Annotated in this window: 12 protein-coding genes and 1 pseudogene; 6 read left to right on the top strand and 7 right to left on the bottom strand. The window is 43.0% G+C overall.

Annotated features, from left to right (window positions below; all coding sequences use genetic code 11):
• Positions 1 to 23: 23 nt before the first annotated feature.
• The 5 genes from I2I04_RS13685 to I2I04_RS13665 form a co-directional block, all read right to left on the bottom strand.
• Positions 24 to 1454 (bottom strand): phosphotransferase, encoded by a 1431-nt coding sequence (locus tag I2I04_RS13685; protein WP_143259449.1) that lies wholly within the window; start codon positions 1452 to 1454, stop codon positions 24 to 26.
• A gap of 127 nt (positions 1455 to 1581) precedes the next feature.
• Positions 1582 to 2235 (bottom strand): flavodoxin, encoded by a 654-nt coding sequence (locus tag I2I04_RS13680; protein WP_195470930.1) that lies wholly within the window; start codon positions 2233 to 2235, stop codon positions 1582 to 1584.
• Between the two features lie 210 nt (positions 2236 to 2445).
• Positions 2446 to 3384: an EFR1 family ferrodoxin gene (locus tag I2I04_RS13675; RefSeq protein ID WP_195655258.1), complete on the bottom strand. Its 939-nt coding sequence runs from the start codon at positions 3382 to 3384 to the stop codon at positions 2446 to 2448.
• A 63-nt stretch (positions 3385 to 3447) separates the two neighbouring features.
• The gene (locus tag I2I04_RS13670; protein WP_195655257.1) at positions 3448 to 3942 is read right to left on the bottom strand and encodes a cupin domain-containing protein; all 495 of its coding nucleotides are present in this window, start codon (positions 3940 to 3942) and stop codon (positions 3448 to 3450) included.
• 9 nt (positions 3943 to 3951) lie between these two features.
• Positions 3952 to 5628, bottom strand: coding sequence for an alpha/beta fold hydrolase (locus I2I04_RS13665; RefSeq protein ID WP_195655284.1), 1677 nt, complete (start codon positions 5626 to 5628; stop codon positions 3952 to 3954).
• Between the two features lie 342 nt (positions 5629 to 5970).
• Between I2I04_RS13665 and I2I04_RS13660 the strand changes: the two genes are divergently transcribed.
• The 6 genes and pseudogenes from I2I04_RS13660 to I2I04_RS13635 form a co-directional block, all read left to right on the top strand.
• On the top strand, positions 5971 to 6867 hold the full coding sequence (locus I2I04_RS13660) for a helix-turn-helix domain-containing protein (RefSeq protein WP_143259445.1): 897 nt from the start codon (positions 5971 to 5973) through the stop codon (positions 6865 to 6867).
• A gap of 333 nt (positions 6868 to 7200) precedes the next feature.
• Positions 7201 to 8067: a hypothetical protein gene (locus tag I2I04_RS13655; RefSeq protein ID WP_195655256.1), complete on the top strand. Its 867-nt coding sequence runs from the start codon at positions 7201 to 7203 to the stop codon at positions 8065 to 8067.
• 35 nt (positions 8068 to 8102) lie between these two features.
• Entirely contained in the window at positions 8103 to 9185 is a 1083-nt protein-coding gene (locus tag I2I04_RS13650) for a FimB/Mfa2 family fimbrial subunit (protein ID WP_143259443.1), read from the top strand.
• Positions 9186 to 9219: 34 nt separating this feature from the next.
• Positions 9220 to 10245, top strand: a complete 1026-nt coding sequence (locus tag I2I04_RS13645; protein ID WP_195655255.1) for a hypothetical protein — start codon at positions 9220 to 9222, stop codon at positions 10243 to 10245.
• A 14-nt stretch (positions 10246 to 10259) separates the two neighbouring features.
• On the top strand, positions 10260 to 11792 hold the full coding sequence (locus I2I04_RS13640) for a FimB/Mfa2 family fimbrial subunit (protein ID WP_195655254.1): 1533 nt from the start codon (positions 10260 to 10262) through the stop codon (positions 11790 to 11792).
• Positions 11793 to 11833: 41 nt separating this feature from the next.
• Positions 11834 to 12130, top strand: a pseudogene (locus tag I2I04_RS13635) (hypothetical protein); the annotation flags it as partial.
• A 182-nt stretch (positions 12131 to 12312) separates the two neighbouring features.
• Here I2I04_RS13635 and fsa read toward each other — a convergent pair.
• Positions 12313 to 12969 (bottom strand): fructose-6-phosphate aldolase, encoded by a 657-nt coding sequence (gene fsa / locus I2I04_RS13630; RefSeq protein ID WP_143259441.1) that lies wholly within the window; start codon positions 12967 to 12969, stop codon positions 12313 to 12315.
• Between the two features lie 67 nt (positions 12970 to 13036).
• Positions 13037 to 14089 (bottom strand): class I fructose-bisphosphate aldolase, encoded by a 1053-nt coding sequence (locus I2I04_RS13625; protein WP_143259440.1) that lies wholly within the window; start codon positions 14087 to 14089, stop codon positions 13037 to 13039.
• Between the last annotated feature and the right edge of the window lie 9 nt (positions 14090 to 14098).

Genomic DNA, 14098 nt, shown 5'->3' with positions numbered 1-14098 from the left:
TTTCTTCTTTATATTTACTCTTCTTAGATTCTTGCCTCAAACGTATGTTCGATATTCTGTTCCCGATGTACCAGTTCGACTTTCACACCAAATTTCTGATTCAGGTGCTCTGCCAGGTGCTGGGCGGAATAAACAGAACGGTGCTGTCCACCGGTGCAACCGAAGCAGACGGACAAATTGCTGAATCCACGTTCCATATAACGTTGCACGGAGGCATCTACCAAAGCATAGACATGATCGAGGAAACGGAGTATTTCTCCATCTTCTTCCAAGAAAGTGATAACAGGTTCATCCAGTCCGGTGAAAGGTTTGTAACGCTCATACTTGCCAGGATTATTCACGGCGCGGCAGTCGAATACATAACCTCCTCCATTGCCGGTAGAGTCATCAGGAATTCCTTTCTTATAGGCAAAGCTCATTACTTTAACGGTTAGCTGTCGCTTTTTCAGGTCGTCCGTAAATTGTTTCAGTCCGGTAAGCTCCCGCAAAACGTTACAGAGATATGGATACTCCGGATATTCTTCTTTCAACAATTCACGCAGGTTTTCGATAGCATAAGGGACGCTTTGGATAAAATGCGGTTTCTTTTCAAAATAACCACGGAAGCCATAGGCTCCCAGCACTTGCAGCGTACGGAAAAGAACGAAGTGACGAAGTTGGCTATAAAAATAGGATTCGTCAATCGGTTGGTATTTGCGAAGAGCTTCCATATACTCTTGCAGCAGTTCTTTACGGAGGCTATCGGGATATTTCGCTTTCGCCTGCCACAGGAAAGAGGCTATGTCATAATAAAACGGGCCTTTGCGTCCGCCCTGAAAGTCGATAAACCACGGTTCCCCGTCTTTTATCATCACATTGCGGCTTTGAAAATCACGATACATAAAAGTAGCGGAAGAACTGCGAAGCAAGACATCGCTCATTTTTTGGAAATCATCTTCCAGTTTATCTTCCTGAAACTCCATACCGGTAGCTTTCAGAAAGCAATATTTGAAGTAATTCAAATCCCACAGAATGGAACGTTGATTAAACTCCGGTTGAGGATAACAACGGGAAAAATCAAATCCATCCGCCCCGGCAAACTGAATAGCAGGAAGCAGACGAATCGTTTTGCGAAGCAACTCTTTCTCCTCTTCTGAAAAGACACTGGTAACACGCCCTTTCTCTATGGCATGGAACAACAGAGTATCGCCCAAATCTTCCTGCAAATAATAAGTCTTATCTTCCGAGGCGATACGCACTTCGGGAACAGGCAGTCCACACTTGCGGAAGTGTCCTGCCATATAAAGAAATGCTTCATTTTCATCGTTAGAAGCTCCGTAGACTCCAATCAATGTTTCTATACCCGTCAGCCGAAAATAACGACGGTTGGAACCGGAAGACGGTAATTCTGTTATGTTTTCAGCGGGAACGCCCGTATATGACTGATAAAGTTTCTGTAGTTCTTCGGTAATCATAGTCGTATATTTTCGAGCAAAGATAGAGAATCTAGTTAAATAATACTATCTTCCCGCTGATAAAAACCGGCTACTTTACCAAATCTGCTGTATACAGGCCTTTACTTCCGAATACATGATACATTGCTCATTTAACCGTTAGTCCTATCCTTCTCAACCATGCTTCTACCCCACTGGCATGACCAGGCATATCGATTCCGTCATCATCGGGACGTCCGGGAGTCGTAATATCATCCGGATCAAGATCCTCCGGAAGAGTTTCCGGGATATGTTTCGAATTGGGAGTCAGTTTATAAATTTTCTGCATTGATTCGTTCAGATAAGTGGTTGCGCCGTAAGTGATAAACGGAATAATCGTTTTACCGCTCAAATCATAATTTTCCAGGAATGTGCAGACAACCATAGCAGGTTGATGCCACCAGCAAGGCGAACCGACGAAAATCGTATCATACTGTGCTATCGTTTCGGCAGAAGGCAGATTGGCTACCCCCGGGCGTAGATCGTTGTAGGCTTCTTTCTGAACACGGTCGCTGTCGTCATAAGGATTCGACGCATAGGGAACAGATGCCCTGATGCGGTATACATCAGCTCCTGTCAATTCTATAATACGTTCTGCAACCGCTTGTGTATTACCTGTTGCAGAGAAATAAGCAACCAAAATCTTACTGTCACCTGATAATCGGTCGGGAGTGTCCGGTTGTTCAGTATCATCACTCCCGGAACAAGCAGCCGCTATTGTCAGGGAAAAAAATAAAAAAGGGACTAAAAGTAACTTTCTCATACGTTGTAGTTTTTATATTATTTATCCAATTTATTATTATGCAACCACTCGGTCAGAAAAATCAGCAGTTTTCATATCGTGACGACTGATGTCGGAGGTCATTTGGCGAAAGAAATGTCAAACCAGAATTGCTCACCCACATAAGAAGGATGAATAAATTTATAGATAATCGTTTCATACACATTGTTTTTTAGGTGATTACACATCTTTTTATTGTCTGTTAGCTCTCTTTATATCCACCAGTGAGATATGCTCATTCCGGTAGCGGGCATTCGGATTTCGTTCGCCATTTGCCAATAAAGGGTCCTCATCATTTTTCTTGAACTGAATGGCTTTCTGCGGACAATTCTGGATACAGGCAAAACAGAAATCACAATCCCCCTGCATTTTAATACCGTTTGAAGTAAACTCATAATTGCCACGCGGACAGACATCTGTACAAGCTCCACAATCAATGCAATTTTTGGTGACAACAAAATAGTTTTCGCTCCTTTTGAGAAAACCGACTTCCGGATCAAGCCCTGAACGGGCCATGAACCCAGCATGCATCTGTCGTTCTTCTTCACTTACCGGTTCGTGCCAATGTCGTCTTTGTGATAAGTCTTCGGTAATCTTCCGCAAGTTCTCCGGAATATGTTTGTCTATTTTTATCTGTTCATTCATATCGAAGTTCGGCAACCAGTTATCTACCATAACGAGCGTGTTGATATAGTCAAATTTGTTACCGGCCTTACTCGATATATCGTTCCATATCTCTACCGAATCGCATTTCCTCGCTCCATAAGTAAGCACTGCAAATTTATATGCTGCTTTCAACTTTGCTTTCTTTATGAAATTCCGTACCATATTAGGCGGCATATGACCGTATATCGGATAAACAAGCCCTATCTCATCAGCCTCAAACTCATACTGGTTTTGCTTAACCATTTGCGGAATACTCAACAATTGTTCTTCCGACTCTGCTAATTGACGGGCAACATGCAAACAGTTTCCCGTGGCAGTGAAATACAAAATGATGCGTTTCTTTTGAGGCTTTTCAGCACAGGAAGTTAAAGCCGGCAGTCCTATGGATGAGGCGGCTGCCCCGGCAACAATCATCCCCATTCGTGTCAAAGCTTCCCTACGACTGATTCTTTTATCTGTTTCCATATCGTTATTTTTTTTATTATCAGTTACCACTACTCCTGCATTCTTAAAACGGAAATACTCATTTTACTTATTTTCAGTCGATTCTAATTCATTATACTCTTTATCCGTTACCGGTTCGAACCATTTGACCGGACCTTTCGCCACCTGCGTACCAATGGCAATATGCATAAACTCGCTGTCGGGAGCCGCACCGTGCCAATGTACTATATCGGGAGCGATTCTCACAACATCACCGGGATGAAGCACTTGTATGCTCTTCCCTTTTTCCTGATAATATCCCTTACCGGAAGTACAAAGCAAAATCTGACCGCCCGGATGCGAATGCCAGCTATTGCGTACACTTGGCGCGAAAGTCACATTACTGACAGTGCAGTCCATTGAATCAGCTGCCGTGACAAATCTATCAAGCCATGCTTCCCCTGTAAAGTTCGGATGATCTACTATCAAAGAGCCTTTAGAGAACACATCTTTTTGAACAGCAGTTCCCATCTCTTTTTCATTTTGATTACAGCAGGCACTCATCAACGCCGCAACAGCAATTATAAATATTTGTTTCATATCGAATTGTTATTTTAGGTATTGTTTGAAGTAATTATCCAACTTGGGAAGCGTTATTCTCAGATACTCCGGACGGTCGTAAAGATCGACATGAGTAGCACCCGGTACAACGAACAGTTCCTTGGGTTCGGCAGCTTTTGCATAGGCATCTTCCGAAAAATAGGCAGAAACGGCATTCTCTCCTACGATGAAAAGTAACGGGCGCGGTGAGATCGTTTCAATCTGCGCGAACGGGAAGAAGTTCATCATCGGCGCAAGGCTCGTATAAGAATAATAAGCCGTAGAGTTAGGATGCTGTCCACGTGCAGGATTATCATAATAATCGAGGAAATCGAGTGCGTATTTCGGCGTCGAAGCATCTACCTTCTCCGGCAGGGCACGGATATCTTTACGGTCTGCTCCACCAAACTCTGCCGTGCGTTGACGGCCTACTGCCTCGAGTGTCGCCATCCGCTGTTCGTAAGTCATCGAATCACCTACTCCCTGGCGGCGGGCACGTCCCATATCGTACATACTGATTGTTGCCACAGCTTTGATACGATGGTCTATTTGTGCAGCACTCACCGAATAGCATCCACCACCACAAATACCAATCACTCCGATTTTATCCGCATCAACTGCCGGATGATTCGACAGAAAATCGACCGCTGCGCTGAAATCCTCCACCCGTACTTCGGGAGATTCGATACGTCGCGGATAACCGCCGCTTTCACCGTAATAAGAAGCATCGAATGCCAGTGTAACATACCCCTGTTCTGCCAAACGGCGTGCATAGAGTCCCGAAGTCTGTTCCTTCACACCACCGAAAGGATGACCGACAACCAGCGTCGGGTATTTCCTTGCCGGATCATAGTTGGCAGGAAGATAAAGATCACCGACCACATCAATCAAAAAACGGTTGTGAAATGTAACTTTCTGCTTCTTCACCCCATTTTCCACAGATATAACCGGTGTGTCGGGATTGGCTATTAATCCTTTACTTTGTAATACTTCATTCAACACTATGCGTCCGGCATCAGCCTCGCGATGACCAATCTGCTTCTCAACAATAATAAACAGATGGCGCAACTCGTCGGGTGTAACGCCTACATTCAGCGCAATACCCATATGACCTTTCATCATCGGTTCTACCCCACCAATGGCCGCTAACACTGCTACGGTAGCAATTTCACGTTCGGCATGGGTCAGTACGTCACGTTCGAAAATATCGGCAAAAAGATGTTCTTTAAGAAACACTTCTATTTCGGGAGCCAATACAGCATAATCCGCTTTCGGAGCATCAACCGGCGCACCCGAAATTTTGGAAAGGATATCCCGTCCGCGCTCGTACTTGCTGCGGGTATTGGTAATCGGTGAAGCTTCACGCCCTCTTTTATCCTCAATACCGTTTGCCTTACGCTCATCAAGTACAGCGACAAAAGTCTGTAATCCGCGAAGAGCTCGTGGAAAACCACAATAAGCATAAGAATGAACCATTACTTCTTTCAATTCATTGACGGTCATTCCGTCCTCCAATCCTGCAACGAGGACCGGTTTCAGTTTTGCAAGATCTCCTTTACCCACAAGGGCGGCAATCTCTACAATGTATTGCTGTTTCTTATTCATAACTTGTTCTGCTTTCGGAGTTTGTGCCATGCCTAAAGAAGCAAGACAAACCATCCATATTACTAAAATATACTTTTTCATTATCTCCCTTTTTCCTGGCGGACTAAGCAGCACGGAACCGACATCCAGTCCGATAGCGGACATTTGTGATTTCTTGTTTCCTAATTTTCTGTACCTCATATTCTCGTTATTTAGATGATTCAAATAATCTACTTTCGATGATGCAAAATTATGCGATAAATAGAAGCACGTCCATAGACGAATTACGGTTTCAACTACCAATTTTACTGATTGGATATTGCTTGCTTTCAATAGAATAACACAAATTACATATTCACTAACCGATATTACGGATTCTTCCGGAGAAAGGTTGCTTGTATATAAAAATCTGCTATCTTTGCCATAGAAAAAAAAGAATAGAGTATGGGAACAATCATAAAGTTAGATTCGGTGCAAGACTACAACGAACTGTTGGGAGTAGAGACTGTTCATCCATTGGTAAGCGTAGTCGATTTTTCGGAATTGGAGAGTGTCCGCCACTGCCTCAAGAATTTTGGTTTTTACTGCATTTTCCTCAAACATATCGATTGTGGTCCGCTACTTTACGGACGTAACCAATACGATTATCAAGAAGGAACATTAGTCTTTATTGCACCGGGGCAGGTTGCCGGCGTTGATGATGGCAAAGTATCGTACCGATACAAAGGATGGTGTCTGATGTTCCACCCCGATTTGTTGCGTGGCACTTCTCTCGGACGTCGCATGGCAGATTACTCATTCTTTTCCTACTCGTCAAACGAAGCATTGCATATGTCCGAACGCGAACAGCAAATTATCATTAACTGTTTCCACGAAATCAAGGAAGAACTGCAACACGTCATAGACAAACACTCGAAACAAATTATTGCAGCCAATATTGAAGTGTTGCTCAACCATTGCGTCCGTTTTTACGACCGCCAGTTCGTAACACGTGAAACGGTGAACAAAGACTCACTAACTCGTTTTGAAGAACTATTACGTGGTTACTTTGCTTCGGATAAACCCCAGCAACTCGGTTTGCCCTCGGTGGCATGGTGTGCCGACCAACTGCATTTATCCGCCAATTATTTCGGTGATCTTATTAAGAAAGAAACCGGAAAATCAGCACAAGAATATATCCAGCTGACCACCATCGACCGTGCTAAAGAATTGCTGATTGAAGGTAACAAATCGGTTAGCGAAATCGCCTACGAATTAGGATTTAAATATCCACATCATTTAAGCCGGTTATTTAAAAAAGTGGTAGGGTTGGCTCCGAATGAATATAAGATGGCTAATTAGTCAATAATAAACTTTCATTTTATTATTGTATTTAAGATCTTCCAGAGCAAAGAATAAAGAATTTCAGTGCAAAAACTTATAATAGTTTATGCACTCGGGTAGTCGTCACCTTATAATAGGACAATAGTCACCTTATAAAAAGATAAATGTCACTTTATAATAGCGCAACAGGAAATTAGTATCAACCTGGCACACAAAATGCAGCACTTTAAAGGGCTTGCCTAATCTTATCAATGATTTAACAGAAAATATATTCATTGCGCAAAAACAAATCTGAAATAACGTTGTTCATATCGAATTCTATTTTGATTTTCTGTTTAAATCTTGACTATTATGAATGTACGGTTCATGCATTCTTTATATTTGGCAGCTTTATTGGGATTTACCAATTCCTGCATCTCCGATGATCTTTCCAATTGTCCCAATCCTCAATATATAGTGCAGGTATCTGTAAAAGATAAGAATTACAAGAATATTGTAGACTTCCCACAACTTGGATCTAAAGAAGAGAATGCACCGTTCCAACGTTTTGAAGGTACGATCTATTATACTTTAAGCGAATCGACTACCCGTGCCCGGGTGAAAGAGTCTTCCGTGATGACTGTTTATGGCGAAGACCGGACATACTCTATTATTCTTACCGATATTCCGGAGGGAGAATATATTCTGACCGTATGGGGAAACATGACATCGGAATACCCGGCAGGTATCTTGCACCAGAATACCAAAGAGCATACGGACATTTATATGACTACCCGTACACTCCGGCTTGACCGTTCCTATCAGACAACCGAACTTTCATTGGAACGAACTAAAGGTCTGTTCCTGTTACTTTGCTCCAACTTCCCGGCTACAGTGACAAGTGTAGGTCAAAGTATCAACCATCTCTATCAGTCAGTAGATGCAAATTTCAATTATACAGGTAATACGAATATAGAAAAACGTGTACCAATGCAACCAACCATATCTACATGGCTTGCCCCCACTTCAGAAGGCCCTTCAAAGGTAAAACTCATTTTTTATACAGATGATACAAGGGCAACCGCTCCCTTTCCGGAACTGCCGGAGATGGACCTTACCATGAAGCGCAACGAAATATCAGCTATCGCTGTAGATTATAAAAAAACAGATGGCGTATGTGAAGTCTGGATGTTCATCCAAGAACAATGGGTCATGATTCATCGTCTGGATATACAATGATTATTCCCTTATTTTTTACTAAAACCTTTACAATTATGAAGAAATGGATGTTTTTTGTAGCAGCAAGCCTGTCCGTATTTGCTGCATGCTCTAATGAAGATGATCTGACTGTTCAGCCCCAACCGGAGGACGGTAGCGTTATTTTTGAACTTTCGGCCGTAAATAAACTTAGTGACGGCATTTCCACGCGCACTCCGGTGTATAGCCAGGAAGCTTCCCAACATGTCACCCGAGTTAGCATTTATGCTTTCCAGTTTGCTTCTGCCAGTTCCAGCTATCTGTATTATAAGACTTATACGGTGACAGACTGGAGTGATGGAACCACTTTTAAGCACTTTGCTGTGCCTGATGGAAACAAACTTCCTGGGGGAACCTATAAGTTTTTGGCAGTAGGACGTGATGCATCAGACTTGTTCAATATAACTACGCCAACATCTACTACGACTTATGGTGATATGCTGGCTACGATTGCGAGTACGGGACAGGAATCTGAAATCTTTTCCGGTTCGGCAGAAGCTATGGTCACCGATCAAGGTGCCCGTGTAAGCATTGAAATGACCCGTAAAGTTGCCGGTGTGCTCGGATATTTTAAAAATGTACCACAACAGTTGAATAACAGTACAGTGCGATACTTACGCCTGGCGGTGAGCAACTCTAATCAACAAGTGAATCTGACCACCGGAACAGGTATTAATACAACTCCCGTCTCCTATAATATCATAGATCTTGATTTGTCCGGACAGGCAGTGTCCAATGGTGTATTTGCAGGGAATGATCTGTCATCGCAGGGAGTCGTAAAAGTTGCTAACTCACAGTTGGGCGGTGCTTTCTATATGCCGGTTAGCGGAGTAACCATGACTCTTGGACTTTATGACACTTCGGGTACGGCCATTAAGGAATGGACTGTAAAAGATAATACCAGTAATGCCACCACTTTTGATATTCTGGCTAATCACTTCTATTCTTTGGGAACGAAAGGAGCTGCCGGCAGCACGAATGGTGGCACTCCGGGTGACCCGGGTGATGATGACAATCCGATCGATTTATTAATTGATCAGAATATAGTAATCACGATCAGTCCGGCATGGTCACTGATTCATAACCTCATCATCCAGTAAAAAACTTGAATCGTAGATTTTGAGAACAACAGGTATGAAATTGACAAATCATATAATAGCCTTGTTTACGGGAATAGGAATGATTCTCTTGGGTGGATGTTCCACGGAAGAGAACCGGGACCTGTTCCCAGATGAAAGCATCGTTCCTGTGCATTTGGCTATAAGCGGAAACAGCAATTATACTCGTGCCCCAGGTGATGCTGCCCTTTCAGTGAACAGGATACTGATTTTACCTTTCCGTAAAACGAATGAAGCATTGACGGATGATCCTGCCAATTTCGTACCTGAATATAGTTCGGCACGCCAACTGAATGTCAGTTCGTTTCCAGCAGTCGCTACCATGCTGAACTTATCCGCCGCATCCACTTATCAGCTGGTTATAATCGGTTATAACCAAAACGATTATGATTTTGCCAATCAGAATAGTGCTACACGGAAGTTCAGTATTCTTTCTACCGTTACACCTGCCACACTGGCAAACTTGTATCTGCAACCAACCAACACACCGGTTGTGCCGGAATTATTTTCCTGTACCGGGACCGGTTATTTGAAAAACGCTCTGGTAGGACAAAAATTCAAACCTTCGCAGGTGGACAATGTGAAAGGAACGCTTACACGGTTAGTAAGCGCCCTAAGCCTGCAAGTAAATAACGTTCCGGGCTACGTAAACGCTATGACTCTAGCAGCCGAACAACTGGTAACGGGTACTAGGATTACGGATGCCGCCCCCTTGACATGGCAGACAGCAGGCGATAGTGGAATAAAGACATTAGGAACGAAAATGCCTGTTTCGGGCAGTGTGAGTTTTAATCTTTATATGCTGCCAACTACCACAACCAGAAACACACTGCTCTATCTGGATGTAGCGTATGGCACCGGTTTCAAGGAACGATATACAGTAAAAATTCCCGATCAGACAGGAGTCGTGTCAGGAAACCGTATTACGTTCGATTCTAATCATTGGGTAAAGATTACTGGAGATTATTCTTCTATTAATCTGGGATTTACCTTATCTGGCAACATCAATCTGGATGATAATGCATGGGATGGTATTCAATAATAATGATAAAAGCCATGAAAACAGCTTGTTTGGTAATAGTAGCTTTATTTTTTTCTTTTCTCTTTGCCGGCTGTGACAAGGAGGAGGACAATCTATCGGAACCGTCTTCCGGGAATCAATCTTCGGAGGAAGTTACATCGGATATACCTGACGGATATTTTGAGGTTATGTTTTCGCCAAAGAAATCCCCCGATACTCGTGCCGCAGTTTCCGGTTCAGATCTCCGGGTGCGTAGTATTCGTTACGTCATCTATAAGACTACCGGCGAGTTTGTGAAAGAAAAAGTAGTATTAAAACCTACTGATTCCGCTCCGGTATGGCCTTTAGCCGCCATGAGAGATACGCTTCCCAAAGGACAATATACTGCTGTATTCCTTGCGAATATGGATAAAACACAATTTCCGATATCAGGAACAGGAGGAAGCACTTATTCGGATCTATTGACCGATTATCAGACTATGCGTGCCAATGCGCGTATCAATCTGCCCGGTTCGGAGTTCTCCGACACTTCTGAATTTTATTTTGCCAACGTGAGTTTTTCGAATACGACATCACAACCTTCTGTTTTGTTACAGCGTATCATTACGATGCTCAATCTCCGCCGCGTGTTTGTAGATTCGCAAACGGCATTGAACTCGCTAAGCAATAATATCGTAACTCAAATCGGTTATAAGAATATAATAAAGACTACAGTACAAGGAGTTCTTCCGGGTTTGTTGAAAACAGCTATGGATCTGGGGGCACTGGGGAATGCAGTATATGCCGTGGTGGGAGGATTGGATGCTGCTGTCAACTTGGTGGTCGGTGTACTGGTTCAACCAGTTACTGATGCATTATATAATCAGTTGTTGCAACAGTTAGTGAATGAAATGGGCCGGACCCTTTCCGGTAACGCCACACAGGATGGCGCTCTGGGAGCTTTGGGAAATTTGTTGAATCCCTGGCGTGGCAGTGATGCCGCCTATGCTTTGGTTACCATTAATAACTTTCCGAAAGCTATGGATTTAGATTTGAACGTAACGGACACTTATTCCGGCAATCATCGCTTCCGTTACAGCTTCACCCCTACTCCCGGAACCACTAATAGTGAAAAAGATATTCTTATCAGAGGATTCCATGGTGTGTTTAACGTACGGGAGATTCATGTAGCCAAACCCGGGCTTATCTCCGGCTTACTGATTGATGAAGTTATAGACGGTAGTCTGTTGCTGAATGGCGCACTGGTAAATATAACCGATCCTATTCAGGCTACAGTAGAGACTAACTATCGCTATCGGTCGGATTACTCTTTCGTCAGCCTGGGATTGAAATCATATACCCAACAAACGGATGGCAATCACTCGTTGACTCTTTCTGTGAAATTGTCCAATATAGCTAATTTGAACGGTATCTTGGAGGGGATTCCACTCCTGGGTCCTGTATTGAATATTACGATTAAAGGGTTAATAGGTAATATTACGGTCAGCGTGCCTATCAATCTGCCTTTATTGGGAGCCGATAATTTAAGCTTGTCCGGTAGCTGGAAAACACCACCAGTGAAATATTAGACTGTTATATGCTCTCTTACTCATAAGGGAAGCATATACACATTCGCAGTCAGGAAGTATTGGAACTAACCATTCTCCCTCCCTGGTATCAGACATGGTGGTTTATTCTCTGTTGTGTAATTTTCATTGCCGCTATCATTATTGAAGCTTTCCGAAGAACCCTGAAACGTAAGGAAGAGAAGCTGAAATGGGTTATGAAGGAACATGAGCAACAGGTATATGAAGAAAAAGTACGTTTCCTTATTAATATCAGTCACGAGTTGCGCACACCTTTAACGCTCATACATGCGCCACTTAGAGCTTTCAAACAATATACAGGAGAAACACCGACTCAATATAAAGAAAAGCAGAAGCAGGAAAGGAAAAAAGAGTAATAAGAGCTACCCGGGAAATAACTATTTTTAAGGCACAGATTACGCAGATTTCACAGTTGTTTTATGATAACTATCATTCTAAAAACCGTGAAATCCGTGCAACCCGTGCCTGAAAATTTTAATATATTGCAGGTCTCATTGCATACTCAACCATTGACTTTTTTATAGTCTTCCAGGAACTTCTTCAATCCCGAATCAGTCAGCGGATGATTGAGCAATCCTTTGATAGCATTCAACGGGCAAGTAGCAACGTCGGCTCCTACTTCTACACATTCGATAATATGCTTCGTATTACGGATAGAAGCAGCCAATACCTGTGTTTTATAGTCATACGTACGATACATACGTACAATATCCCCCACAAGCCTTACTCCATCTTCACAAATGTCGTCCAAACGACCGACAAACGGTGAAACATAAGTAGCTCCGGCTTTAGCTGCCAGCAACGCCTGTCCTACTGAAAAGACTAATGTACAGTTCGTGCGAATTCCCTTTTCCGTGAAATGTTTGATGGCTTTAATGCCATCGGCAATACAGGGAACTTTTACTACGATGTGCGGATTGAGCGCGGCAAGTTCTTCGCCTTCACGAATCATTCCCTCATAATCGGTTGCTATCACTTCGGCACTTACATCTCCGTTGACAATCTCGCATATCTTGATATAATGTTCACGCTGATTCTGCGTTCCTTTGATACCTTCTTTCGCCATCAGCGAAGGGTTGGTAGTCACTCCGTCAAGTACTCCGAGGTCATAAGCCTCTTGGATTTGCTCCAAATTGGCTGTGTCAATAAAAAACTTCATACTCTTAATTTTTAATGGTTAACGATCTAATAGTCAAAGATAAGAATTTATTTCTATTCATCTCTGATTAAGCAATCGTAATTGACGAATCAAGATATACATCCTGAATGGCATTCAATAATTCCACCCCTTCGTTCATTGGTTTCTGGAACGCTTTACGTCCGCTAATCAATCCCATACCACCGGCACGTTTGTTGACAACGGCTGTAATGACAGCATCACGCAAATCGGAAGAACCGTGAGATTCTCCACCGGAGTTAATCAAACCAACGCGTCCCATATAACCATTGGCAACTTGGTAACGACAAAGGTCAATCGGGTGTTCGGAAGCCAGTTCGGTATACATACGTTCGTCTACCTTGCCGAAGCCGATGGCTTTAAAACCACCATTATTAGTAGGAAGTTTCTGTTTTACGATATCAGCTTTAATAGTCACTCCCAAACGGTCGGCTTGTCCTGTTAAATCGGCAGCCGCATGATAATCGACAGCACCTTTCTTGAAATCATTATTGCGCAGGTAACACCAAAGAATGGTTGCCATCCCCAGTTCGTGAGCATATTCAAAAGCTTCGGCAATCTCCACGAGCTGACGGCGGCTCTGTTCAGAACCGAAATAGATGGTGGCTCCTACCGCTACTGCTCCCATATTCCAAGCTTCTTTGACTGTACCAAACAGTACTTGGTCGAAACTGTTGGGATAAGAAAGTAATTCATTGTGATTCAACTTGACGATGAAAGGTATTTTATGGGCATATTTACGTGCTACGGAACCAAGGATACCAAAGGTAGAAGCTACCCCATTACAGCCTCCTTCAATGGCCAGTTTCACGATATTCTCCGGATCGAAATAGATCGGATTGGGAGCAAATGATGCTCCGGCAGTATGTTCGATGTCCTGATCGACAGGAAGTATGGACACATAACCGGTATTTGCCAGGCGGCCATGTCCCAACAACGTTTGCAGACTGTTTAATACTCTGATGTTCCGGTCCGAATCAATCCATACTTTATCTATTGTATCGGGAGACGGAACGTGAATCAGTGATTTATCAATGGTTTCGCAAGTGTGGTCCAAATAATAACAGGCCTTATCTCTTAATAATTCTACTACTTTACTCATAACTTCATT

Source organism: Bacteroides sp. 1001136B_160425_E2, assembly GCF_015559655.1.
GTDB classification, from domain to species: Bacteria; Bacteroidota; Bacteroidia; order Bacteroidales; family Bacteroidaceae; genus Bacteroides; species Bacteroides luhongzhouii.
Note: the sequence above shows the minus strand (reverse complement) of the source record. Positions and strands in the feature narration are given on the sequence as shown.